The sequence below is a fragment of the Shewanella spartinae genome (assembly GCF_019457555.1).
Classification (GTDB): domain Bacteria; phylum Pseudomonadota; class Gammaproteobacteria; order Enterobacterales; family Shewanellaceae; genus Shewanella; species Shewanella loihica.
In genome coordinates, this window is record NZ_CP080418.1 from 3498252 (window position 1) to 3520859 (window position 22608).

A 22608-nucleotide genomic window follows, 5' to 3' on the forward strand; every position below is an offset into this window, starting at 1 on the left:
ATCGAGCCGCCTAAGCGTTTATTGGTTTTCGCCGCCAAGAACGGCGTCAACCGCTAAACGTTGAAGAGGAAATGCATCACATCGCCATCTTTAACCACATAGGTCTTACCTTCGACGCGCAGTTTACCCGCTTCTTTGGCACCCGCCTCCCCCTTATAGGCAATGAAATCGTCATAAGACATCACCTGGGCACGAATGAAACCACGTTCGAAGTCGGTGTGGATAACGCCAGCCGCCTGCGGCGCACAGGCGCCAACTGGTACAGTCCAGGCGCGAACCTCTTTCACACCGGCGGTAAAGTAGGTGTGCAGATCCAGCAGTTGGTAACCGGCGCGGATCACGCGATCTAGACCAGGCTCTTCCAGGCCAAGGTCGGCCATGAACTCGTCACGGTCTTCAGGATCCATCTCGGCCAACTCAGATTCGATAGCCGCACACACGGCCACGACTACCGCATTCTCTTTCGCCGCGATCTCGCGTACCGCATCCAGGTGTGGGTTGTTCTCGAAACCATCTTCGGCAACGTTAGCGATATACATGGTTGGCTTGAGGGTCAGGAAGTTAAGGTAGTTAACCGCCGCCAGCTCCTCTTTGCTCAGATCCATAGAGCGCAGCATATGACCTTCGTCCAGCACAGGGCGCATCTTCTCCAGCACGCTCACCTCGAACTTAGCGTCTTTGTCGCCGCCCTTGGCACGCTTTTGCTGACGCAAAATGGCGCGCTCGCAAGAATCTAAATCGGCCAGTGCCAGTTCGGTGTTGATCACTTCGATGTCGCTTGCAGGCGAAACCTTGTTGGCGACGTGTACGATATTCTCATCTTCGAAACAACGCACCACGTGACCGATAGCATCGGTTTCACGAATGTTTGCCAGGAACTTGTTACCCAAGCCTTCGCCTTTCGAGGCGCCCGCTACCAGGCCGGCGATATCGACGAATTCCATGGTAGTCGGCAGAACACGTTCAGGCTTAACGATTTCCGCCAGGGCCTCCAAACGTGGATCCGGCACAGGTACCACACCCGTGTTAGGCTCGATCGTACAAAACGGGAAGTTTGACGCTTCGATACCCGCCTTAGTCAAGGCGTTGAACAGAGTCGATTTACCTACGTTTGGTAGGCCGACGATGCCACATTTAAAACCCATATTATTACCTTTATTTAATTAACCTTATCGCCGAGGCGATAATAAAGCTGTTCATTGCCGACGAATCGACTTAACCGGCCTTGTAAGAGTGCAACCTGTGCATCGCCTTACTCATGTCTTCCTTAAAGAGCACCTCGGTGGCGCGCACCGCCTCGTCAATCACCTCTTCGATGAGGCGTTGCTCAGTCTGCGGCGCCTTGCCCAGCACATAGTTACTGACCATGCTCTTGTCGCCTGGATGGCCAATGCCGATCCGCAGTCGATAGAAACCTTTGTCGTTAGCGAGCTTGGCGATGATGTCTTTGAGGCCGTTATGGCCACCGTGACCGCCGCCCAACTTAAACTTAGCCACACCTGGGGGCATATCCAGCTCATCGTGAGCCACTAAGATCTCATCGGGTGCAATACGAAAGAAGTTTGCCAAGGCCCCCACCGACTTACCACTCAGGTTCATGAAGGTGGTCGGGATCAAAAGGCGCACATCTTTACCGTACAGGGTTGCCCTGGCGGTCAGGCCATAGTATTTGCTGTCGGCCACCAGGCTGACACCGCATACCCGTGCCAGCTCGTTGACATACCATGCACCTGCGTTGTGCCGAGTCTGCTCATATTTGTCGCCTGGATTAGCCAAGCCTACGATAAGCTTTATATTGCTCATTTCACCCTTGTCCATTCGCAAGTGCCAATAAAAAACGCGGCATTTTAGCACTCAATCGAGTCGGCAACAAATTTATCCCAGACAAGGGCAATATGGCCGGAGCTTATAGCCCCATGGCGTATTTGAGTACCTTCTGCTTGATAGGCCCGTCTATGTTCGCCAGCTTGAGGGCGCCGTTTCGCAGCAGTTTCAGCGGCAGGAGATCGTTGCTAAAGCCGGCGTAGAAGAGATCCATGGTGGTCATCATCAGCTGATTGTCGGTGTAACGCTTAGCCTGATAACTCTTGAGCACCTCGTTATCCCACCAGCATTTATGGTTAGCGATGGCATCAGCGAAGGTGTCTATCAGGGCGCTGACATCCTTAAAGCCCAGGTTGACACCCTGGCCGGCCAGCGGGTTGATGGTATGGGCGGCGTCGCCCAGAATCACCAGGTGATCGTCGAAGTAGCGCTGGGCGTGGCGACGGGTCAGCTTGAAGCTTCCCTTAGAGAGCACCTTAAACTCACGCGCCAGACGTTTAGGAAAATGGGCATCTATCTGCTCATACAGCGCCTGATTACTTAGGCTTTGTAGCTGAGCGATACGACTGGCATCGTCGTACCACACCAGGGAGGCGTGCTTACCCGGCAGCGGCAACAGGGAGCGCGGCCCCTTAGGGGTAAACTGCTGCCAGGTGACATCCTGCTCGTCCTGCTCGGTGGCGATATTGATCAGCATGGCCGACTGGGCGTAATCCCAACCCGTCACGCCGATCCCTGCCCACTGGCGTACCTGAGAGTTGGCGCCATCGGCCCCCACCAGCAGCCGCGTCTCTATCTCGCTACCATCCTCCAGGGTGAGGCGAATGCCGCCTTCCATGCGGGCAAACTGGCTGACCTTTGCAGGGCAGAGCAGACTGAGATTGTCATATCGGTCAAATTGTTGCCACAGGGCCAGCTGCACCAGACGGTTCTCGACGATATGACCAAGGTGAGAGGCGCCAATCTGGTCGCTATGAAACTGGGTGATGCAGCCTTCCATCTCCCAGGTCTCCAGACCTTTGTAGGCCACCTGACGCATCTCGCCGAGTGCAGTCAAGGCGTCGAGGCGCTCGAGCAACTGCTCTGAGGCCACGCTGATGGCCGATACCCTAAGATCCAGTTCCTGCTCACTGTCGTAGGCCTTGGGCACATAGGCCTCAACCATCGCCACCGACAGGCCAAGCTGCGCCAACCCGAGGGCCGTCGCCGCCCCCACCATACCGCCGCCTAACACGACAACATCTTTCACTAAGGTCTTGCGCTGGTTCTGACTCACCTTGGGTTCGACTCCCTACTTCTTATTACCAAATATGTCACATCGACGGATTGCGTGTATAAATGTTACCAGGCAGGCAACTACTCACACTCAGTTACAAAGGCGCGGCGCATAAAGCCATTTGCGACTTTACACTCTCAGTTCACAGCTAACTTGCAATACAGCTAACCATTACTGCTGAGTGTCACGGAGTGTCCTATGAAAAAGTTACTGCTAGCCAGCCTAATCACCGCCGCCAGTCTAATCTCGGCCTCGGCCCTTGCCGCGCCCACCTCTGGGATGGAGAGGATTACTGTAACCTATCGCAACTCGCTTGATTATGCCCTATATCAATATACGATTGAATTAATGAGCCATTATAGGGCGGAGATCCAAACAAGCATACAGCGTCAGGCCAAAAACAGCAGCCAGGCGATGGCCGATGCCTTCTTTACTCAGACGCCCGAGGCGCAGGTCGCCCTGGTGGATTTCCCGGTCAAAGGATCCGCGCGCACCGAGTAAATTCACCCTTATGACGTGCAAAAGCTAGCCAGCAGGCGGCGCAGAGGGTAAAATGTTGCGCTATTTTTCCCAGTAGTTGCAACAACGGCGCAAAACTGATGAGTAAGAAACTCCACATTAAAACCTGGGGCTGTCAGATGAATGAGTATGACTCATCAAAGATGGCCGACCTGCTCGACGAATATCAAGGCTACACCTTGACCGAAGAGGCCGAGGAAGCAGATGTACTGCTACTCAATACCTGCTCGATTCGCGAAAAAGCACAGGAAAAAGTATTTCACCAGCTGGGTCGCTGGAAGACGCTAAAAGACAAGAACCCTAACCTTATCATTGGTGTAGGTGGTTGCGTGGCGTCTCAAGAAGGTAAGGCAATCAAAGACAGAGCTCAGTGTGTCGACCTTATCTTCGGCCCACAGACGCTACATCGTCTGCCAGAGATGATCGAACAGATCCAGCAAGGCGGCAAGGCTGTCATCGACGTCAGCTTCCCCGAGATTGAAAAGTTCGACCGCCTACCAGAGCCGCGCGCCGAAGGCCCGAGCGCCTTCGTCTCCATCATGGAAGGCTGTAGCAAATATTGCTCTTTCTGCGTGGTGCCCTACACACGCGGTGAAGAGGTGAGCCGTCCGGTGGACGACGTGATCCTAGAGATCGCTCAGCTCGCCGAGCAAGGGGTGCGTGAGGTTAACCTGCTAGGCCAGAACGTGAACGCCTATCGCGGCGCGACTCACGATGACGATATCTGTACCTTCGCCGAGCTGCTACGTTATGTGGCCGCCATCGACGGTATCGATCGTATTCGTTTCACCACCAGCCACCCGATCGAGTTTACCCAAGACATCATAGACGTGTATGAAGACACGCCTGAGTTGGTGAGCTTCCTGCATCTGCCGGTGCAATCTGGTTCAGATCTGATCCTCACCCAGATGAAGCGTGGCCACATGGCAATCGAATATAAGTCGATCATCCGCCGCCTGCGTAAGGCAAGACCCGACATTCAGATCAGCTCTGACTTCATCGTCGGCTTCCCTGGCGAGTCTAAGCAGGACTTTGCCGATACCATGAAGCTGATTGAAGATGTGCAGTTCGACCACAGCTTCAGCTTTATCTACAGCGCACGCCCGGGTACACCGGCATCGGATCTACCCGATGATGTCTCGCTGGATGAGAAGAAGGAGCGCCTGGCGATACTGCAAGACAGGATCACCCAGCAGGCGATGCGCTACAGCCGTCAGATGCTAGGCACAGTGCAGCGTATCCTGGTAGAAGGCCCATCGGTGAAGAACCCTATGGAGCTGCGTGGCCGCACCGAAAACAACCGAGTAGTGAACTTCGAAGCCGATCCTAAGCACATAGGTAGCTTCGTCGACGTCGAGATCGTCGATGTGTTTACCAACTCGCTGCGTGGCAAATTCATTCGCGGCGAAGATGAGATGGACCTGCGCCGTGACCTGCGTCCATCAGACATCCTGGCCAAGCATAAGAAAGATGACGATCTTGGGGTGACACAGTTTATCCCTTAGGCATCTCTAAAATGCGAATTGAAAGCGACCCCAGGGTCGCTTTTTTATTGCACATTTCTATCGCGCATTTTTACTGCGCCTTGAATCGATAAACCTTTTAAGGGCGGCGAATTTTCAATCAAATGGTGCAATCAAATAGCATTAGCAATTAAACTTAATGCCTCGTAAACTGTCACTATAGTCTGTCGGGCATGACCCCCGATGGCACACGCATTCACGACAAACGCAACTGGAGCTATTTTTGTCAAACAAACTCACCACGCTCAATCTGTATCTCGAGCCGTCTGATACCCGTAGGCTAGCGTCGCTCTGCGGCCCCTTTGATGACAACATCAAACAACTCGAGCGTCGCATCGGCGTCGAGATCAACTATCGCAATAACCATTTTCAAATTGTCGGTCAGGCCCGCAACTGCCTGACGGTCAATAACCTGCTCAAAGAACTCTATATCGAGACGCAGCCAGTACGCGGCAGCACGCCAGACCTGGAGCCCGATAAGGTGCACATGGCGATACAAGAGGCGATCGCCCTGGAGGCCGACGCCCCCCGCGACGACAAAGAGCTCTATATCAAGACCAAGCGCGGTGTGGTCAAGCCCCGCAACCCCAACCAGAGCGATTATGTGGCCAACATAGTGCGCCACGACATCACCTTCGGTATTGGTCCGGCCGGTACGGGTAAGACCTACCTGGCGGTCGCCGCGGCGGTCGATGCCCTGGAGCGTCAGGAAGTGAGACGCATACTGCTGACCCGCCCAGCGGTCGAGGCCGGCGAGAAGCTCGGCTTCCTGCCCGGCGATCTCAGCCAGAAGGTCGACCCTTATCTGCGTCCCCTGTATGACGCCCTGTTTGAGATGATGGGATTCGAGAAGGTCGAGCGCCTGATCGAGCGCAGCGTCATCGAAGTCGCGCCCCTGGCCTACATGCGTGGCCGTACCCTGAATGATGCCTTCATCATCCTGGATGAGAGCCAGAACACCACCGTAGAGCAGATGAAGATGTTCCTCACCCGTATCGGCTTCAACTCCCGCGCCGTGATCACCGGTGACATCACCCAGATCGACCTGCCCAAGCATCAGAAGTCTGGTCTGCGCCATGCAATCGAGGTCCTTAGCGAAGTCGACGAGGTCAGCTTTAACTTCTTCCAGGCCAAGGATGTGGTGCGCCACCCAGTGGTAGCCCGTATCGTCGAGGCCTATGAGGCGCACGATCAAAAAGTCGCCAGCGAAAAGGCCAAGCGCGAAAGCCAGTTTAAGGCAGAGGAGCCTAAGCACCATGATGCCTGATAGCCCAATTGCACTGCACCTGGATCTACAGGTTGCGACCCAGACCGAGCAGCTGCCGACCCAGGAAGAGTTCGAGTCTTGGGTACGTCTGGCCCTTGGCAACGTTATGCCCGAGGCTGAGATGACCATACGCCTGGTGGATGAGGCGGAAAGTCAGCAGTTAAATCATACCTATAGAGGCAAAGACAAGCCGACAAATGTGCTATCATTCCCGTTCGAGTCGCCGCCGGAGGTTGAACTGCCTCTACTGGGCGACCTGGTGATCTGTGTGCCTGTGGTCGAACAGGAGGCTGAGATCCAAGGAAAAAGCCTTACAGCCCACTGGGCCCACATGGTTGTACATGGTTGTCTGCATCTGCTAGGGTATGATCATATTATCGATAGCGAAGCAGAAGAAATGGAGTCTTTAGAGACTCAACTTATTGAAAGTTTGGGATTTCCCAATCCTTACAAGGAGCAATAGCCGGCCAATTCTGGTCAGGAAATTACTATGAGTGACGATAACCCACCGAGTAGCAACGCCCATAAGAAGGGCTGGTTTGAAAAAGTAAGTCAGTTATTCCAGGGCGAACCACAGAGTCGCGACGAGTTAGTGGAGGTGATCCACGACGCTGAACAGAGAGAAGTGATCAGCGAAGACACGCGCGAAATGATTAAAGGTGTTTTAGAAGTCTCCGATCTGCGCGTGCGTGACATCATGATCCCACGGGCACAAATTGTGGCGCTAAAAATAGACAACACGGTAGAGGAGCTGCTGTCGACCGTAATCGGCTCGGCCCATTCCCGCTTCCCCGTGGTCAACGAAGATAAAGATCATATCGAAGGCATACTGCTGGCTAAAGACCTGTTGCAGTATGGCTTTAAAAATAACGACGAGCCCTTTTCCCTCGAGCAGGTGATCCGTCCGGCCGTCGTGGTGCCAGAGAGCAAACGTGTCGACGTGCTCCTGAAGGAATTCCGTTCCCAGCGTTACCATATGGCGATCGTCGTCGATGAATATGGTGGCGTTTCCGGTCTGGTCACCATCGAGGATATTCTCGAAGAGATCGTCGGCGAGATTGAAGATGAGTTCGATCACGACTCCGCCGAAGAGACAGAGATCCGCAAGGTGGGCAAACAGATCTACATGGTCAAGGCACTGACCCCTATCGACGACTTCAACGAGACCTTTGGCACTCAGTTTAGTGACGAAGAGTTCGATACCGTCGGCGGCCTGGTCTCCCACGCCTTTGGCCACCTGCCCGAGCGCAACGAGAAGATCACCATAGATGAGATTGAATTTAAGGTGATTAGCGCCGACACCCGCAGGCTGGTTCAGCTCAGGGTGAAACTTCCCGATCCCCAGACCGAAGAAGAAAACGCGTAAACCTTCGGTCCCCTGATGAGGCTATAATGCTGCTACGACTTAGGGCAATTGCCCATCATCCTGTAATACGGCTGGTACTCGCCTATCTGGCGGGTGCCAGTACCGCACTGGCTTTCGCCCCCTATGCACTTTGGCCCATCTATCCGCTGGCCATGGCGTTCGCCCTCGGGCACAGCCGCCGGCTTACCCCGAAGCAGACATTTCTCTACTGGCTGAGCTTTGGCTTTGGCTGTTTCTCTGTGGGGATCAGCTGGGTGCATGTCAGCATAGACACCTACGGTGGCCTGCCGCTTATCGCCTCACTGGGCCTGATGGCCATCCTGGCCCTCTACCTGGCGCTCTACCCGGCGCTGGCGGCCTACCTCAGCATCAAGCTGGTGCCTAAGTCGCTCACACTGCGCTTTCTCGCCGTCTTCCCCGCCGCCTGGGTGCTGACCGAGTGGGCCAGAGGTTGGGTGCTGACCGGATTCCCCTGGCTCTGGGGCGGCTATAGCCAAACCAATGGACCGCTGGCGCCCCTTGCCAGCAACATAGGCGCCCTGGGGCTCAGCCTGGTACTAGCCATGATCGCCGGCGCCTTAGCCCTTGCCTTTACCCATCGTGCTGATGGGCAAGGCTCAAATGGAGTGAGCTCAAATGGGGTGAGCTCATTTAGCTTGCGAGCAGCACCGCTGCTCCTTATCACCGCCCTTGCCGGCCTGGGGGCATTTGCCAGCGCGCAATTCTCCCCCATTACCCCGACAGGCAAATCGGTCAAGGTGGCGCTGGTGCAGGGCAACATCGCCCAGAGCATGAAATGGCAGCCCGAGGCGCTCTGGCCAACCATGATTAAGTATATGGATCTCTCAAGGCCGTCGCTGGCCGACACAGATCTGTTTATCTGGCCTGAGGCAGCGATCCCCGCCCCCGAGTATATGGTGGAAGAGTTTCTCGACAACGCCAACAAGGTCGCCAACCTGAATAACAGCGCCATCATCACGGGCATCATCAGCAAGCAGCAGAATCGCTTCTATAACTCGCTGATCGTCCTGGGTAACCACCAGCAGCTACAACAAGAGAGCGCCGATTATCGCGGCGATGGCAGCAACGAGTTTCGCAAGCATCACCTGCTGCCCATAGGCGAGTTTGTGCCGCTGGAAGATCTGCTCAGGCCCCTGGCCCCCTTCTTTAATCTGCCCATGTCCTCATTCGCCAGAGGCGACTTCCAGCAGCCTAACCTCGACGCCGTGGGGCATCAGCTGGCGCCGGCCATCTGTTATGAAATCGCCTTCCCGGAGCAGCTCAGGGCTAACGTCAATGCCGGTACAGAGCTGCTGCTTACCGTCTCCAACGATGCCTGGTTCGGCCGCTCAAATGGGCCGTTGCAGCACATGGAGATCGCCCAGATGCGCGCCATCGAGCTGGGCAGGCCGCTACTAAGAGCCACCAACAATGGTGTCACCGCCGTGGTTGACTCACAGGGCAAGATCACCCACAGCCTGCCACAGTTTGAGACTGGGGTGCTCAAGGCCGAGGTGCCGCTGGTGTCCGGCAGCACAGGCTTTGCCCGCTGGGGCCAGACGCCGCTCCTGCTGCTGTGCACCATCATCTTAATCGGTGCCGTGCCCCGTAGACTCAGGCTCTAGCTCTAGCTTCAGCTCTAGCCTGGCCCTCCAAAAAATTTCGAACAGATACAAAAATCCCCGCTATCGCGGGGATTTTTTATGAGCCGGTCATACTCACAACTCTGGTTAGATACTTTTGCGTCGGGCGCTCAAGGGATGAGCCCCTGAAAACATCAGGTAGGCACTCAAGCATCAAGCGCTCAGCAAATTAAGGTGCCAGCGCCTCACGGGTAAACTGATCGCCATCGCACTCGGGGCAGTCGGGGATCACCCCGGGGAATTCGATGCGCATCTCATGGCCGCAGCCGGTGCAGACCATTACTCCCTGACCTACAATCTCACCGCTCTGATAATAGCCGTGATGTTTGAAGTCCTGGGTCACCTCGTGCCACTCCACCTGGCTCCTGTCGGTGATCTCACTCAGCCAATGCCACAGGGTGTTCTCGGCGGCGATGACTGTGGGGCTGTGGCTGAGATCCGTGGCGTTCTTTTCGGCCAGGTAGCTGCCGATATCACGCTTTAAAAATTCTTCTACCAGGGCAAGCTCCTCCTCCTTGGCCTGCTCCTTAAGCAGCAAGAACTCCTTACTCGCCGTGACAGTCTTATATAATTCCTTTGCAGTCATTGAGTTATCTTCAGAGAAATCCGATTTCACCTGCTCGAATAGGGCCTGGTAAAGCGCTAGCAACTCGGTACTTCTTTCACTCATGTTCAATACTCCTTCATGCGAACCTTTTTAATGACTCACTTCTAGTTTATTCTATGCAGATCTAACTCGCGCGCAAGATGCGCAAGATCAAATAAATAGGCGGCATGGCCGGGAATCATCAATGCAAGAGCAATATCTACCTTCAGAGATTGAAGCTAAGGTGCAGCAGCACTGGCAAGACACTAAAACATTTGAAGTAACCGAGGACGAAAGCAAAGAGAAGTTTTACTGTCTCTCTATGTTTCCATACCCTTCTGGCCGACTGCATATGGGCCATGTCCGCAACTACACCATAGGCGATGTCGTTGCCCGTTACCAGCGTCTGCAAGGAAAAAACGTATTACAACCCATAGGTTGGGACTCTTTCGGTCTGCCTGCTGAGAACGCCGCCATCAACAACAAGACGGCGCCGGCCCCTTGGACCTATGAAAACATCGATTACATGAAAAACCAGCTGAAGATGCTGGGTTTCGGCTACGACTGGAGCCGTGAGATCGCCACCTGTACACCTGAATACTACCGCTGGGAGCAGTGGTTCTTCACCAAGCTGTACGAAAAGGGCCTGGTCTACAAGAAGACCGCCTCGGTTAACTGGTGTCCAAACGATGAAACCGTACTGGCCAACGAGCAAGTACAAGACGGCTGCTGCTGGCGCTGTGACACCCAGGTGGTGCAAAAAGAGATCCCGCAGTGGTTCATCAAGATCACCGACTACGCCGAAGAACTGCTGAACGACATCGACCAGCTGGACGAATGGCCAGAGCAGGTGAAGACGATGCAGCGCAACTGGATCGGCCGCAGCGAAGGCATCGAGATGACCTTCCAGGTCGAGGGTAGCGATCAGAGCTTCGACATCTACACCACTCGCCCAGACACAGTAATGGGCGTGACTTATGTGGCGATCGCCGCCGGTCACCCGCTGGCGCAGCAAGCAGCAGAGAACAACCCTGTGCTGGCCGAGTTTATCGAAGAGTGCAAGAACGCCGACACCACAGAAGCCGCCATGGCCGCCATGGAGAAGAAGGGTGTCGACACAGGCCTTAAGGCCATCCACCCGCTGACAGGCAAGCTGGTGCCTATCTGGGCCGCTAACTTCGTGCTGATGAACTATGGTACTGGCGCCGTGATGTCGGTACCGGGTCACGACCAGCGCGACTACGAATTTGCCACTAAGTATGGCCTGCCGATCGAAGGCGTGATCAAGCCTGCAGATGGCGAGCTGGATATCAGCGAAGAAGCCTACACAGAGAAGGGGATCCTGTTTAACTCTGGCGACTCATTCCCAGAGCTTGACGGCCTGGACTTCCAGGCGGCGTTCGATGCCATCGACGCTAAGCTGGCCAGCGAAGGCAAGGGTAAGCGTCAGGTGAACTATCGTCTGCGTGACTGGGGTGTCTCCCGTCAGCGTTACTGGGGCGCGCCAATTCCTATGGTGACTCTGGCCGATGGTACGGTAATGCCAACGCCTGAAGATCAACTGCCGGTGATCCTGCCTGAAGATGTGGTCATGGATGGTATCCAGAGCCCAATCAAGGCCGACAAAGAGTGGGCCAAGACTCAGGTTAACGGTCAGGAAGCCTTCAGAGAAACCGATACCTTCGACACCTTCATGGAGTCTTCTTGGTACTATGCCCGCTACTGTAGCCCTAAGGCCGACCAGATGCTGGATCCTGCCAAGGCCAACTACTGGCTGCCGGTGGACCAATATATCGGCGGCATCGAGCACGCCTGTATGCACCTGCTCTACTTCCGCTTCTTCCACAAGCTGCTGCGTGACATCGGCCTGGTTAACAGCGATGAGCCAGCCAAGCGTCTGCTGACCCAGGGCATGGTGCTGGCCGATGCCTTCTACTACACAGACGACAAGGGTGCCCGTGTCTGGGTATCGCCGAACGACGCCAAGGTTACCGAAACCGACGACAAGGGCCGTATCGTCAAGGCCGTCGACAGCCAAGGTCATGAACTGGTTTACACCGGCATGAGCAAGATGTCTAAGTCGAAGAACAATGGTATCGACCCGCAAGAGATGGTGGACAAGTACGGCGCCGATACCGTGCGTCTGTTCATGATGTTCGCCTCGCCACCAGAGCTGACCCTGGAATGGCAAGAGTCGAGCGTCGAAGGGGCTCACCGCTTCATCAAGCGTCTGTGGAAACTGGCCCACGACCATGTGTCACAAGGCCCAACCGTTGCCCTGGATGTTGCTTCACTAGATAGCGCTCAAAAAGAGCTGCGCCGTGAGCTGCACAAGACCATCGCCAAGGTGGGTGACGATATCGAGCGTCGTCAGATGTTCAACACCGCCATCGCCTCTGTGATGGAGCTGATGAACCGTCTGCAAAAGGCGCCGATGGAAAGCGAGCAAGACAGAGCCCTGATGCAGGAAGCCCTGTGCGCCGTGGTGCGTCTGCTCTACCCTATCATCCCGCACACCAGCTTCGAGCTGTGGCAGGCACTGGGTCACGAAGAGACGATTGAAAACGTGCTTTGGCCGGTCGTCGATGAGTCGGCGCTGGTCGAAGACAGCAAGCTGATCATAGTACAGGTGAACGGTAAGCTACGCGCCAAGGTAACAGTGGCCGCCGACGCCGACAAAGACACGGTAGAAGCCGCCGGTATGGCAGAGGAAGGCGTTATCAAGCACACCGAAGGCAAGACGGTACGTAAAGTGATTTATGTACCTGGTAAGCTACTCAATATCGTAGCCAACTAATTGCCCGCTTTACTCGGCCACCTCTGGTGGCCGAGTCTTATCAAACATGGAAATAGATGGCTTAGCCTATGCTTATTAAACGCTTATGTTTTGCAATCTTAGCCCTCTCGGTGCTGCTTAGCGCCGGATGTGGTTTTAAACTTCAGCGCAGCTACTCGATCCCAGATTCTCTTAAGACGCTCACCCTGAGCAGCCAGGACGAATACAGCGAGCTGACCCGCCTGGTGCGCGAACGCCTGCGTCTCAACAGCATTACAGTGGTGGAAGATGACGCCAGCGTGCCTACCGTGCGGATCCTCAACGACTCGCTGGACAGAAGCACCCTCTCCCTCTACCCCACGGGGAATGTAGCGGAGTATGAGCTCAACTATCATGTGCGTTTCGCGGTGCAGTATCCCGAGCGCGAGGCTAAGGCCTTCGATGTCGACATTCACCGCGACTACCTGGACGATCCCCGCACCGCACTGGCAAAGAGCCGCGAGATGGAACTCTTGGTAAAAGAGATGCGTATCCAGGCCGCCGACCAGATCATCCAGATCTTGGCCTCTATCGAGACCAACTGATGCGCGTCTACCCGGACCAGCTCGCCAAGCAGCTCTCGCCGCTCAAGCCCTGTTACCTGATCTTTGGTGACGATCCCTGGCTGTGTGAAACCAGCAAGCGGGCGATCTTCGTTCAGGCCAAGCGAGAAGGGTTCGAGGAGCGCATAGTGCTCACTCAGGAGACTGGCTTTAACTGGCGTGAATTGCAGGATGAGTGGAACACCATGAGCCTGTTCGCCAGTCGCCGCATCATAGAGCTGCACCTGCCCCAGGCCAAACCCGGCAGCGAGGGCAGTAGCCAGCTACAGAGTCTGATGCAGCAGGTGAATCCAGATATTCTGCTGGTGATCACAGGACCTAAGCTTGCCAGCGAACAGACCAAGTCGAAATGGTTTAAGCAGCTGGATGACAAAGGGGTTTATATCCCCTGCGCCACGCCTGAAGGGCCACAGTTTCAGCGCTGGTTACAGACCCGCATTCGCGAGGCAGGGCTAAACCTGACTCCTGACGCCCAGCAGCTGTTGCTGAATCTGTATGAGGGCAACCTGCTAGCGGCGGATCAGGCGATACAGCTGCTGGTGCTACTTAGCCCCAGCAGCCAGATCACCAGCGAGCAACTGCAAAACTACTTCGAAGATCAATCCCGTTTCAGCGTGTTTCAGCTGGCCGATTGCCTGCTGGCCAATCAACAGGAGAAGGCCCAGCATATCCTGGCCCAGCTCCAGGCCGAGGGCACGGCCCTGCCGATACTGCTATGGGGCCAGTTTAAGGAGCTGACCACACTGTTACAGCTCAAGCAGGCTCAGGAGGCGGGAACGCCGCTGCAGAGTCTGTGGAGTCAGTTCAGGATCTGGGACAAGCGCAAGGGGCTGTATCAGGGCGCGCTGTCGCGCCTAAGCCTAAGTCAGATAGAGACAGCCCTGGCCAGCGCCTCGAAGATCGAGCTAAAGCTCAAGCAGCAGGGGGCTGAGGATTGGACCGCCATGAGTCACCTCTGCCTGCTGTACGATCCCAAGGCTCATAGCCATCTTAGCCATATCGAACTCGGCTAGGAATAAGCTGATGAAGATAGGCATACTGGGCGGCACCTTCGACCCCATTCACTATGGTCATATCAAGCCATTGCTTGAGGTACAGGCCGCCCTGGGACTAGACGAAGTCTGGCTGATGCCCAACCATATTCCGCCCCACAAGGACGGCACCAACACCTCTACCCGGCATCGTCTGGCGATGGCCCAGCTGGTGTGTCAGCAATACCCACAGCTCAAGCTGTGTGATATAGAGGCAAACCGCGACCAGCCCTCCTATTCGGTAGAGACCCTGAAGCACCTGCGTCAGACCCACGGCCAGGATCAGCTGGTGTTCATCATGGGGATGGACTCCTTCGTCGGCCTGCCGACCTGGTATCGCTGGCGGCAGCTGTTCGATCTCTGTCATATCGCCGTCTGTCAACGCCCGGGCTGGACGTTGTGTGATGACAGCGAGATGGCTGCACAGCTTAATACTCGCCGCGCAGACAAGACAGGGCTTGATAGGGCAGCCGAGTCCGATTGCTACGCCGGTCTCATCTTCCCGGTGACCATCACACCTCAGCCCTACTCCTCTACCGAGATTCGCCGGCAGCTGGCCCAAAATCAGCTGGCGACCGATGCCATGCCGCAAGCTATCGCCGACTATATCGCCGCCCATCGGCTCTACCGCTAACAGCCAGATAACAAGGCCTCAACCTTTAGCCAAACTCACGCCCATTAGGGTGCAGACAGGCATTTCGCGCACCGCTATTAGCAATTACTTTAGGGGCATAACCTGTTATACTGCCTCGCTGTTAAAAATGAATGAGGAATTTAGCGTGCAAAGCGCCGAGCTTAAACAGTTTGTAGTCGACAAGGTCGAAGATTTAAAAGCAAAAGATGTTGTAGTACTGGAAGTCACCGACAAGTCGAATGTTACCGACTATATGGTGGTCTGTTCGGGTACTTCTAAGACCCACGTCAGAGCGATCGCCGAGAACGTGGTACTCGAGGCCAAACGTGCCAACCTACATATCCATGGCGTCGAAGGCCGTGACAGCAGCGAATGGGTGCTGGTCGACCTGGGCGACGTGATTGTTCATGTGATGCAAGACAAGACCCGCGACTTCTATCAGCTTGAAAAGCTGTGGTCTGAAAAGCCAGCTTAATGAAGTTACAACTCGTTGCCGTGGGCACTCGCATGCCCGCCTGGGTCACCACAGGTTTCGAAGAATATCAGCGCCGTTTCCCCAGGGACATGGCGTTCGAACTTATTGAGATCCCTGCCGGCAAGCGCGGTAAGAATGCCGACATCGCCCGTATCTTGCACAAAGAGGGCGAACAGATGCTGGCGGCTATCCCTAAGGGAAATCATATCGTCAGCCTGGATCTACCGGGAAAAAACTGGACCACGCCCGAGCTTGCCACCCAGCTCAATCGCTGGCAACTTGACGGTCGCGATGTTAGCCTGCTTATCGGCGGCCCCGAGGGACTGGCCCCCGCCTGTAAACAGGCGGCGAATCAGAGCTGGTGTCTATCGGCCTTGACCCTGCCCCACCCCTTGGTACGCGTCTTGGTGGCCGAGAGCCTATACCGTGCCTGGAGCATCAACAACAACCACCCGTATCATAGAGAGTAGTGCGCCGCGCGATACTCGAGTCAATCGAGGGATAGACGATGATAGTGACAACCAACATACTGCCGGAGAGAGTATAATTGGCGCCACGTAAACGGATGGCCATGCATGATCATGCCGCCGAAGCCTCGCTGTTCAAACGCCGCGCCATCTTTACTCTTGCCTGCGTGGTGGTCTTGCTAAGCGTACTGCTAGGCAACCTCTATCATCTGCAAGTCTTATCCTACAAAGACTACGAGACCCGCTCCAACGACAACCGCATCCGCGTCGTGCCTGTGGCGCCAAGCCGCGGCCTGATCTACGACAGACACGGCCAACTGCTGGCGGAGAACCAGCCCTTCTACTCGCTGGAGCTGATCCCCGAGAAGGTTAAAGACATCCCCGCGACCCTGGATGAACTCGCCAAGGTCGTCGAGCTCAGCAAGGATGACAGAGAAAGCCTGGTCGCCTCCCTCAAATACCATCGCCGCTTCAAGCCGATCACGGTCAAGAACCGCCTGTCGGAGGAGGAAGTGGCGATCTTTAGCGTTAACCAACACAGGTTCCCTGGCTTCTCCATCGACGCAGGCCTGAAACGCCACTACCCCTACGATGGGCTGCTGACCCATGTGCTGGGCTATGTGGGTCGCATCAACAACCGGGATCAGGCCGCATTGCAGCGCAACGGCCAGTGGCAGAACTATGCCGCCACCAAGGATATCGGCAAGCAAGGGATCGAAAAGTTTTATGAGAGCCTGCTGCACGGCATGCCGGGCCATCTGGAAGAAGAGGTCAACAACCGCGGCCGCACCATTCGCACCCTTAAATCTGTGGCGCCAGAGCCGGGCCAGGACATCTACCTGACCCTGGACCTTCAGCTGCAGAAGAAGGCGATGGAGCTGCTGGCAGGTCGCCGCGGCTCGATCGTGGCTATCGATCCCCGCGATGGCGGCATACTGGCCATGGTCTCCAGCCCCAGCTATGACCCAAACCAATTCGTGCACGGCATCAGCTCCAAGGCCTATAGCGATCTGCTCAACGCTCGCTCTCGCCCGCTGATCAACCGCGCCACCCAGGGCCAATACGCCCCGGCATCGACGGTTAAGCCTCACATGGCGCTGCTGGGCCTAGAAGAGAAGGTAGTGACTCCTAAGACCCGGGTGTGGGACCCAGGCTTTTGGCAGATCCCCGGCGTCGAGCGCAAGTATCGCGACTGGAAACGTTGGGGCCACGGCTGGGTCGATGTCAACGGCGCCCTGGTACACTCCTGCGACACCTACTTCTACGATATGGCCTACAAGACGGGCATAGATAAGATCAGCAACTTCATGCAGCAGTTCGGCTTTGGCGAGCGCACCGGCGTGGACATCTTCGAAGAGTCGGCCGGTAATATGCCATCCAAGGACTGGAAGCGCCTCAAATACAATCAGCCCTGGTATATCGGCGATACCATCTCGGTGGGGATCGGCCAGGGTTATTGGACCACCACGCCGCTGCAGCTGGCCAACGCCACCGCCATCATGGCCAACAAGGGCGAACGTTTCGTGCCGCACCTGTTGAAATCGATCAAGAATGACACCGTCAAGGTGGACACGCCGGTAGACAAGATGGCTCCAGTGGTGCTTAAGAGTCCACACAACTGGCAGATCATCAACGAGGCCATGCGAGATACCGCCCATAAGTCACGCTTCGTCGATGCCGGCTATACCGCGGCGATGAAGACGGGTACCGCCCAGGTTTTCAGTGTGGCCGAGGATGAAAAATATGACGCAGAAAATATCGACGAACACCTGAGGGATAACGCCTTGATCGTCGCCTACGCCCCCTATGAGGCGCCGCGCATCGTGCTGGCAGTGGTGCTGGAAAACGCCGGTTGGGGTGGCGCCAATGCAGGCCCTGTGGCCCGCGCCCTGCTGGATGAGTATATGCTACGCGACAACCTGCCCTTAGAAACCGCCGGGAGCCCACACAATGAACGCCCATAGCCATAGGCCCAACATCTGGCAGCGCATGCATATCGACCTGCCACTGCTTCTTGGGCTGCTGGCACTCATGTGCTATGGCCTGTTCGTCATCTATTCCGCCGGTGGCGAAGATATGGCGCTGATGGAGCGTCAGCTGATTCGCATGGGACTGTCGCTGGGGATCATGCTGTTTGTCGCCCAGATCAACCCCGAGGTGCTCAGGCGCTGGGCCTTCCCCATCTATATCGCCGGGGTGATTCTGCTGCTCGGTGTGCATTTCTTCGGTGAGATCAACAAGGGCGCGCAGCGCTGGCTCAACCTGGGTTTCATGGAGTTTCAACCCTCTGAGCTGATCAAGCTGGCCTTCCCCATCACCATGGCTTGGTATATAAGTAAGTTCCCGCTGCCGCCGAAGAAACGTTATCTGGCCGGTGCAGGGGTGATCCTGCTCATTCCGACGCTCTTGATTGCCAAGCAGCCGGATCTGGGTACCTCTATCCTGGTGGCGGCCTCAGGGATCTTCGTGCTGTTTCTCTCCGGCATGAGCTGGGCCATCGTCGGCAGCTTCATCGGCGGCGTGCTAGCCATGCTGCCTGTGCTCTGGTTCTTCCTGATGCACGATTATCAACGTACCCGGGTATTGACCCTGCTGGATCCGGAAAAGGACCCACTGGGCGCCGGCTACCATATTATTCAGTCCAAGATCGCCATCGGCTCCGGTGGGATCTGGGGCAAGGGCTGGCTCGACGGCACTCAGTCTCAGCTGGAGTTCCTGCCCGAGCGCCACACAGATTTCATCTTCGCGGTTATCGGCGAGGAGTTTGGCCTGATCGGCAGCCTTATTCTGCTCTGCCTCTACCTCTATGTGATCGGCCGCGGCCTGGTGATCGCCTCGCGCGCGCAAACCAGTTTTGCCCGTTTACTCGCTGGCAGTATTACTTTAACCTTCTTTGTATATGTCTTTGTGAATATTGGCATGGTATCGGGGCTACTCCCCGTGGTCGGTGTGCCCCTGCCTCTCATCAGTTACGGCGGTACCTCTATGCTGACCCTGATGACAGGCTTCGGCATTCTGATGAGCATACATACCCATAGACGATTCATTGACCGTTAAAGGAAGACGATTTGAAACCAGTTTCACAGCTATTTTTCGCCCTGATGCTGGGCAGCGCCAGCATGCTGGCCCAGGCCGATGACAAGGTGATCCCCCAAGAGGGTGACATCAGTGAGTTGAAGACAGCCTTCACCGAGCAGCAACTCGGCGCCGGCTTCACCCAGGCAGAGATAGACAGCTTTCTCAGTAGCGCCCAATACAACCAGAAGGTGATCGACGCCATCACCACCCCTTGGGAAGCCAAGCCCTGGTTTCAATATCACCCCATCTTCCTCACCGATAAGCGTCTGGAAAAGGGACTAGCCTTCTGGCGCACCCATGATGCGACCATCACCAAGGCGGCAAAGACCTATCAGGTGGACCCCGAGATCATAGTTGCCATTATCGGCATCGAGACCTTCTACGGCGGCTACATGGGCACCTATCCGGTGATCGACGCCCTCTACACCTTGGGCTTTCATTACACGCCGCGGGCCGACTTCTTTCGCAAGGAACTCGCCCAGCTACAGACTCTGGCCAAAGAGGAAAAACTGGACCTGAGCTCGCTAAAAGGCTCCTACGCTGGCGCCATGGGGTATGGCCAGTTTATTCCCTCCAGCTACCGTCATTTCGCGGTGGATTTTAGCGGCGATGGCCGCCGTGACTTAGTTGGCGATCCGGTCGATGCCATCGGCAGTGTCGCCAACTATTTCCATCAGCATGGCTGGCAGAAGGGCGGCCTGGTCACCCTACCGCTGACGACTCACCATCTGCCCGCGCATCTCAAGGCCTGGTCGGGAGAGAAGCTCTCCTACAAGGTTGCCGACATCCTGTCGCCAACCATCTCCCTGGCGCAGAATGTCGATCTCGACGTGCAACAACCTGCACTACTGGTCGAGCTTGAGCAGCAAGCCAGCAAAGATTACTGGCTGGGACTGAACAACTTTTACGTGATCACCCGCTACAATCGCAGCCCGCTGTACGCCATGGCGGTGTATCAATTTAGCCAACAACTCAAAGATGCTTATGCGAAACAGTAACGCCCTGTCACTGCTCTCCTTCATCCTGCTACTGGTTTTGGCGGGCTGCTCGTCGCAGAGCGGCCGCTATAAGATTGCCGACGACTTAGCGCCAACCGACGCGCCCGACGTCTCCAAGGTAGAAGATGCTCACCCCAAGTTTGAGCCCTACAGCCGCGGCGGCAACCGCAAGGAATATACTGTACTGGGCAAGACCTATCGGGTGCTCGACACAGGCAAAGGCTATCAGAAGACAGGCATCGCCTCCTGGTATGGCGCCAAGTTTCATGGTCACCTCACCTCCAATGGCGAGACCTACGACATGTATTCCATGTCGGCGGCCCATAAGACGCTGCCACTGCCAAGCTATGTGAAGGTCACTAACCTGGCCAACGACAAGTCGGTAGTGGTAAGGGTCAACGATCGCGGCCCCTTCCACGATAACCGTATCATAGATCTCTCCTACGCCGCGGCGCATCGCCTCGACATGCTCAAGACGGGCACGGCTAAGGTGCAGCTCGAGGTGATCTACATCGAAAACCCCGAGTCGGTGGCTTTGGCCGCACTGCAGGAAACCAAGCTTCACTATGTGCAGGTGATCGCCTCCTCAGATAAGGGGCGCATCGACCATCTGGCGCAGACCCTGGCCGACCAGTACCAGGTGAAGACTCGTATCCAGCAGAGCGGCAATCTCTATCGCCTGCAACTCGGCCCCATAGGACGCCAGCAAATCGCTGCCCAGCTGCATCAGACACTGCAGCAAAACGGCTACCCGCAGAGCTATCTGGTGACCGAATAAGGTAACGACCCGAAATCGGTGCGCTTTTCCTTAAGATTAAGGAACCTTCACTGATTTCGATGGTCGACTAATGTTATACTCGCCCGACATAGCGCCCAAATTTTTGCATTCAACCAGAAGACGTGCCTTGATAATATGAAATTACTGAATCATAGCTTGAAAACACTCCTCCTTGTCTCCTCTCTCTCTATCACGGCAGCCAACGCGGCACCCGTTGTTACGCCTGATGCACCTAAGGTAGCAGCCAAAGCCTTTATCCTTATGGATTACAACTCGGGCCAGATCATCGCCGAAGAGAATGCCTATGAGAGCCTGAACCCAGCCAGTCTCACCAAGATGATGACCAGCTACGTGATAGGCCACGAGATCAAGGTGGGCAATATCTCGCCACAAGACAAGGTGACCATCAGTAAGAACGCCTGGTCGAAGAATTTCCCTGACTCCTCTAAGATGTTTATCGAAGTGGGTAAGCAAGTCTCTGTCGAAGAGCTCAACCGCGGCATCATCATTCAGTCGGGTAACGATGCCTGTGTCGCCATGGCCGAGCACATTGCCGGTACCGAAGATGGCTTCGTAGATCTGATGAACTCCTGGGCCAAGCAGCTGGGCATGCGTGACAGCTACTTCGAGAACTCCCACGGCCTGGACTCTGAAAATCACAAGACCACAGCCTACGACATGGCGCTACTGGGCGCCGCACTGATCCGCGACGTACCCGAGGAGTACCGCGTCTACTCGGAGAAATCTTTCACCTATAACGGCATCAAGCAGTACAACCGTAACGGTCTGCTATGGGACAAGAGCCTGAACGTCGATGGCATCAAGACGGGCCACACCTCTGGCGCCGGTTACAACCTAGTGACTTCGGCGACCAAAGATGGCATGCGCCTGGTGTCTGTAGTCTTGGGCACCGCCAGCGAGTCGGCCCGTAAGGCCGAGAGCAAGAAACTGCTCAACTATGGTTTCCGCTTCTTCGAGACCATCACCCCCTACAAGGCGGGCGACAGCTTTGTAACCCAGAAGATCTGGTACGGTGACAGAGAGTCAGTGGATCTTGGCGTGTTAACAGATACCCCCATCACCATCAGCCGTGGCCAGGCGAAAAACCTCGAAGCCAACTACGAGCTGAACAAGGAGCTGACCGCCCCTATCGCCAAGGGTGAGACAGTAGGCCGCATCTACTTCCAGCTTAATGGCAAAGACATTGCCCAGTTCCCACTGGTCACCCTGCAAGAGGTGAACGAAGGCAGCTGGTTCAGCAAGCTGATGGACTACTTTAAGCAGATGTTTGCCAGCTGGTTTAACTAATTTCACAGCGACAAATGCATGAGATAGTAAAAAGTCACCTAAGGGTGACTTTTTTGTTTTTAGCCTCTCAGGCTTGAATTAGGTATAATAACCCCCATTTTATAGCCATTAAGTTAGGCAAGAGATAGACACCTATGTTAGACACCAAATTTCATGAACTCCTAGACTTCCCCGCGGCCTTCCCTTTCAAAGTCGTGGGCGACGCCAGAGACACACTCGCCGATGACGTTGTTGCCGTTGTGCAGCGTCATGTACCAGGCGACTATATGCCAACCTCCAGGGCCTCAAGCAAAGGCAGCTACCACTCGATCACCGTCAAGGTAACGGTTCACAGTAAAGAGCAGATCGAACTGCTTTACATCGAGTTAGCGGCCATCGAAGGAGTTAAGCGCGTCCTCTAAGATGCGCCCTCCTGATAGGAAATGTGATCTACCTTACATTTCCTGATTTCGCGCGT

At 55.6% G+C, this 22608-nt stretch carries 22 protein-coding genes; 18 read left to right on the forward strand and 4 right to left on the reverse strand.

Annotated elements, in window-relative coordinates; genetic code table 11:
* Positions 1-53: 53 nt before the first annotated feature.
* The 3 genes from ychF to K0I31_RS15230 form a co-directional block, all read right to left on the reverse strand.
* Entirely contained in the window at positions 54-1145 is a 1092-nt protein-coding gene (ychF, locus tag K0I31_RS15220; RefSeq protein WP_011866716.1) for a redox-regulated ATPase YchF, read from the reverse strand.
* Positions 1146-1215: 70 nt separating this feature from the next.
* Complete coding sequence (gene pth / locus K0I31_RS15225; protein WP_011866717.1) at positions 1216-1803, reverse strand: aminoacyl-tRNA hydrolase; 588 nt, start codon at positions 1801-1803, stop codon at positions 1216-1218.
* 103 nt (positions 1804-1906) lie between these two features.
* Complete coding sequence (locus tag K0I31_RS15230) at positions 1907-3043, reverse strand: FAD-dependent monooxygenase (protein ID WP_434086927.1); 1137 nt, start codon at positions 3041-3043, stop codon at positions 1907-1909.
* A gap of 255 nt (positions 3044-3298) precedes the next feature.
* On the opposite strand from K0I31_RS15230, the gene K0I31_RS15235 reads away from it, so the two are divergent.
* From K0I31_RS15235 to lnt, 6 genes are all read left to right on the forward strand, one after another.
* Positions 3299-3601 carry a hypothetical protein gene (locus K0I31_RS15235; RefSeq protein WP_220078912.1) on the forward strand — a complete coding sequence of 101 codons (303 nt, stop codon included), beginning with the start codon at positions 3299-3301 and terminating at the stop codon, positions 3599-3601.
* Between the two features lie 98 nt (positions 3602-3699).
* The gene (gene miaB / locus K0I31_RS15240) at positions 3700-5124 is read left to right on the forward strand and encodes a tRNA (N6-isopentenyl adenosine(37)-C2)-methylthiotransferase MiaB (protein WP_011866720.1); all 1425 of its coding nucleotides are present in this window, start codon (positions 3700-3702) and stop codon (positions 5122-5124) included.
* 241 nt (positions 5125-5365) lie between these two features.
* Positions 5366-6409, forward strand: a complete 1044-nt coding sequence (locus K0I31_RS15245) for a PhoH family protein (RefSeq protein ID WP_144203653.1) — start codon at positions 5366-5368, stop codon at positions 6407-6409.
* Entirely contained in the window at positions 6399-6872 is a 474-nt protein-coding gene (gene ybeY / locus K0I31_RS15250; RefSeq protein ID WP_434086900.1) for an rRNA maturation RNase YbeY, read from the forward strand. Before K0I31_RS15245 ends, ybeY begins: the two co-directional genes overlap by 11 nt.
* Before the next feature lie 27 nt (positions 6873-6899).
* Complete coding sequence (gene corC / locus K0I31_RS15255) at positions 6900-7775, forward strand: CNNM family magnesium/cobalt transport protein CorC (protein ID WP_011866723.1); 876 nt, start codon at positions 6900-6902, stop codon at positions 7773-7775.
* A gap of 26 nt (positions 7776-7801) precedes the next feature.
* The gene (lnt, locus tag K0I31_RS15260; RefSeq protein ID WP_220078913.1) at positions 7802-9400 is read left to right on the forward strand and encodes an apolipoprotein N-acyltransferase; all 1599 of its coding nucleotides are present in this window, start codon (positions 7802-7804) and stop codon (positions 9398-9400) included.
* Positions 9401-9587: 187 nt separating this feature from the next.
* Here lnt and K0I31_RS15265 read toward each other — a convergent pair whose 3' ends face one another.
* Entirely contained in the window at positions 9588-10088 is a 501-nt protein-coding gene (locus K0I31_RS15265; RefSeq protein WP_011866725.1) for a zinc ribbon-containing protein, read from the reverse strand.
* Between the two features lie 121 nt (positions 10089-10209).
* Between K0I31_RS15265 and leuS the strand changes: the two genes are divergently transcribed.
* From leuS to ybeD, 12 genes are all read left to right on the forward strand, one after another.
* A complete protein-coding gene (gene leuS, locus K0I31_RS15270) occupies positions 10210-12801 on the forward strand; it encodes a leucine--tRNA ligase (RefSeq protein WP_220078914.1) in 2592 nt (863 codons plus the stop codon).
* Between the two features lie 68 nt (positions 12802-12869).
* Entirely contained in the window at positions 12870-13364 is a 495-nt protein-coding gene (locus tag K0I31_RS15275) for an LPS-assembly lipoprotein LptE (RefSeq protein ID WP_220078915.1), read from the forward strand.
* Positions 13364-14395 (forward strand): DNA polymerase III subunit delta, encoded by a 1032-nt coding sequence (holA, locus tag K0I31_RS15280; RefSeq protein WP_220078916.1) that lies wholly within the window; start codon positions 13364-13366, stop codon positions 14393-14395. The genes K0I31_RS15275 and holA overlap by 1 nt, the downstream gene beginning before the upstream one ends.
* 10 nt (positions 14396-14405) lie before the next feature.
* Positions 14406-15047, forward strand: coding sequence for a nicotinate-nucleotide adenylyltransferase (nadD, locus tag K0I31_RS15285; protein ID WP_220078917.1), 642 nt, complete (start codon positions 14406-14408; stop codon positions 15045-15047).
* 145 nt (positions 15048-15192) lie between these two features.
* Complete coding sequence (gene rsfS, locus K0I31_RS15290) at positions 15193-15522, forward strand: ribosome silencing factor (protein WP_041407387.1); 330 nt, start codon at positions 15193-15195, stop codon at positions 15520-15522.
* Positions 15522-15992, forward strand: coding sequence for a 23S rRNA (pseudouridine(1915)-N(3))-methyltransferase RlmH (gene rlmH / locus K0I31_RS15295; protein ID WP_041509028.1), 471 nt, complete (start codon positions 15522-15524; stop codon positions 15990-15992). The genes rsfS and rlmH overlap by 1 nt, the downstream gene beginning before the upstream one ends.
* 77 nt (positions 15993-16069) lie before the next feature.
* Complete coding sequence (gene mrdA / locus K0I31_RS15300; protein ID WP_220078918.1) at positions 16070-17953, forward strand: penicillin-binding protein 2; 1884 nt, start codon at positions 16070-16072, stop codon at positions 17951-17953.
* Positions 17940-19046 carry a rod shape-determining protein RodA gene (gene rodA, locus K0I31_RS15305; protein WP_011866733.1) on the forward strand — a complete coding sequence of 369 codons (1107 nt, stop codon included), beginning with the start codon at positions 17940-17942 and terminating at the stop codon, positions 19044-19046. The genes mrdA and rodA overlap by 14 nt, the downstream gene beginning before the upstream one ends.
* Positions 19047-19108: 62 nt before the next feature.
* A complete protein-coding gene (gene mltB, locus K0I31_RS15310) occupies positions 19109-20065 on the forward strand; it encodes a lytic murein transglycosylase B (protein WP_258406653.1) in 957 nt (318 codons plus the stop codon).
* Positions 20046-20843, forward strand: a complete 798-nt coding sequence (locus K0I31_RS15315) for a septal ring lytic transglycosylase RlpA family protein (RefSeq protein WP_220078920.1) — start codon at positions 20046-20048, stop codon at positions 20841-20843. Before mltB ends, K0I31_RS15315 begins: the two co-directional genes overlap by 20 nt.
* A gap of 135 nt (positions 20844-20978) precedes the next feature.
* A complete protein-coding gene (locus K0I31_RS15320) occupies positions 20979-22151 on the forward strand; it encodes a serine hydrolase (protein ID WP_220072092.1) in 1173 nt (390 codons plus the stop codon).
* A 134-nt stretch (positions 22152-22285) separates the two neighbouring features.
* A complete protein-coding gene (ybeD, locus tag K0I31_RS15325) occupies positions 22286-22552 on the forward strand; it encodes a DUF493 family protein YbeD (RefSeq protein ID WP_011866737.1) in 267 nt (88 codons plus the stop codon).
* Positions 22553-22608: the final 56 nt, after the last annotated feature.

What these genes read in the sequence shown, in the direction of transcription:
- corC (WP_011866723.1), top strand. Translation starts at nt 6,900, where the DNA reads ATGAGTGACGATAACCCACCGAGTAGCAACGCCCATAAGAAGGGCTGG.
- lnt (WP_220078913.1), top strand. Translation starts at nt 7,802, where the DNA reads ATGCTGCTACGACTTAGGGCAATTGCCCATCATCCTGTAATACGGCTG.
- holA (WP_220078916.1), top strand. Translation starts at nt 13,364, where the DNA reads ATGCGCGTCTACCCGGACCAGCTCGCCAAGCAGCTCTCGCCGCTCAAG.
- K0I31_RS15265 (WP_011866725.1), bottom strand. Translation starts at nt 10,088, where the DNA reads ATGAGTGAAAGAAGTACCGAGTTGCTAGCGCTTTACCAGGCCCTATTC.
- K0I31_RS15315 (WP_220078920.1), top strand. Translation starts at nt 20,046, where the DNA reads ATGCTTATGCGAAACAGTAACGCCCTGTCACTGCTCTCCTTCATCCTG.
- ychF (WP_011866716.1), bottom strand. Translation starts at nt 1,145, where the DNA reads ATGGGTTTTAAATGTGGCATCGTCGGCCTACCAAACGTAGGTAAATCG.
- K0I31_RS15235 (WP_220078912.1), top strand. Translation starts at nt 3,299, where the DNA reads ATGAAAAAGTTACTGCTAGCCAGCCTAATCACCGCCGCCAGTCTAATC.
- K0I31_RS15275 (WP_220078915.1), top strand. Translation starts at nt 12,870, where the DNA reads ATGCTTATTAAACGCTTATGTTTTGCAATCTTAGCCCTCTCGGTGCTG.
- mltB (WP_258406653.1), top strand. Translation starts at nt 19,109, where the DNA reads ATGCTGGCCCAGGCCGATGACAAGGTGATCCCCCAAGAGGGTGACATC.
- rlmH (WP_041509028.1), top strand. Translation starts at nt 15,522, where the DNA reads ATGAAGTTACAACTCGTTGCCGTGGGCACTCGCATGCCCGCCTGGGTC.
- K0I31_RS15320 (WP_220072092.1), top strand. Translation starts at nt 20,979, where the DNA reads ATGAAATTACTGAATCATAGCTTGAAAACACTCCTCCTTGTCTCCTCT.
- leuS (WP_220078914.1), top strand. Translation starts at nt 10,210, where the DNA reads ATGCAAGAGCAATATCTACCTTCAGAGATTGAAGCTAAGGTGCAGCAG.
- K0I31_RS15230 (WP_434086927.1), bottom strand. Translation starts at nt 3,043, where the DNA reads ATGGTGGGGGCGGCGACGGCCCTCGGGTTGGCGCAGCTTGGCCTGTCG.
- ybeD (WP_011866737.1), top strand. Translation starts at nt 22,286, where the DNA reads ATGTTAGACACCAAATTTCATGAACTCCTAGACTTCCCCGCGGCCTTC.
- nadD (WP_220078917.1), top strand. Translation starts at nt 14,406, where the DNA reads ATGAAGATAGGCATACTGGGCGGCACCTTCGACCCCATTCACTATGGT.
- pth (WP_011866717.1), bottom strand. Translation starts at nt 1,803, where the DNA reads ATGAGCAATATAAAGCTTATCGTAGGCTTGGCTAATCCAGGCGACAAA.
- miaB (WP_011866720.1), top strand. Translation starts at nt 3,700, where the DNA reads ATGAGTAAGAAACTCCACATTAAAACCTGGGGCTGTCAGATGAATGAG.
- ybeY (WP_434086900.1), top strand. Translation starts at nt 6,399, where the DNA reads ATGATGCCTGATAGCCCAATTGCACTGCACCTGGATCTACAGGTTGCG.
- rodA (WP_011866733.1), top strand. Translation starts at nt 17,940, where the DNA reads ATGAACGCCCATAGCCATAGGCCCAACATCTGGCAGCGCATGCATATC.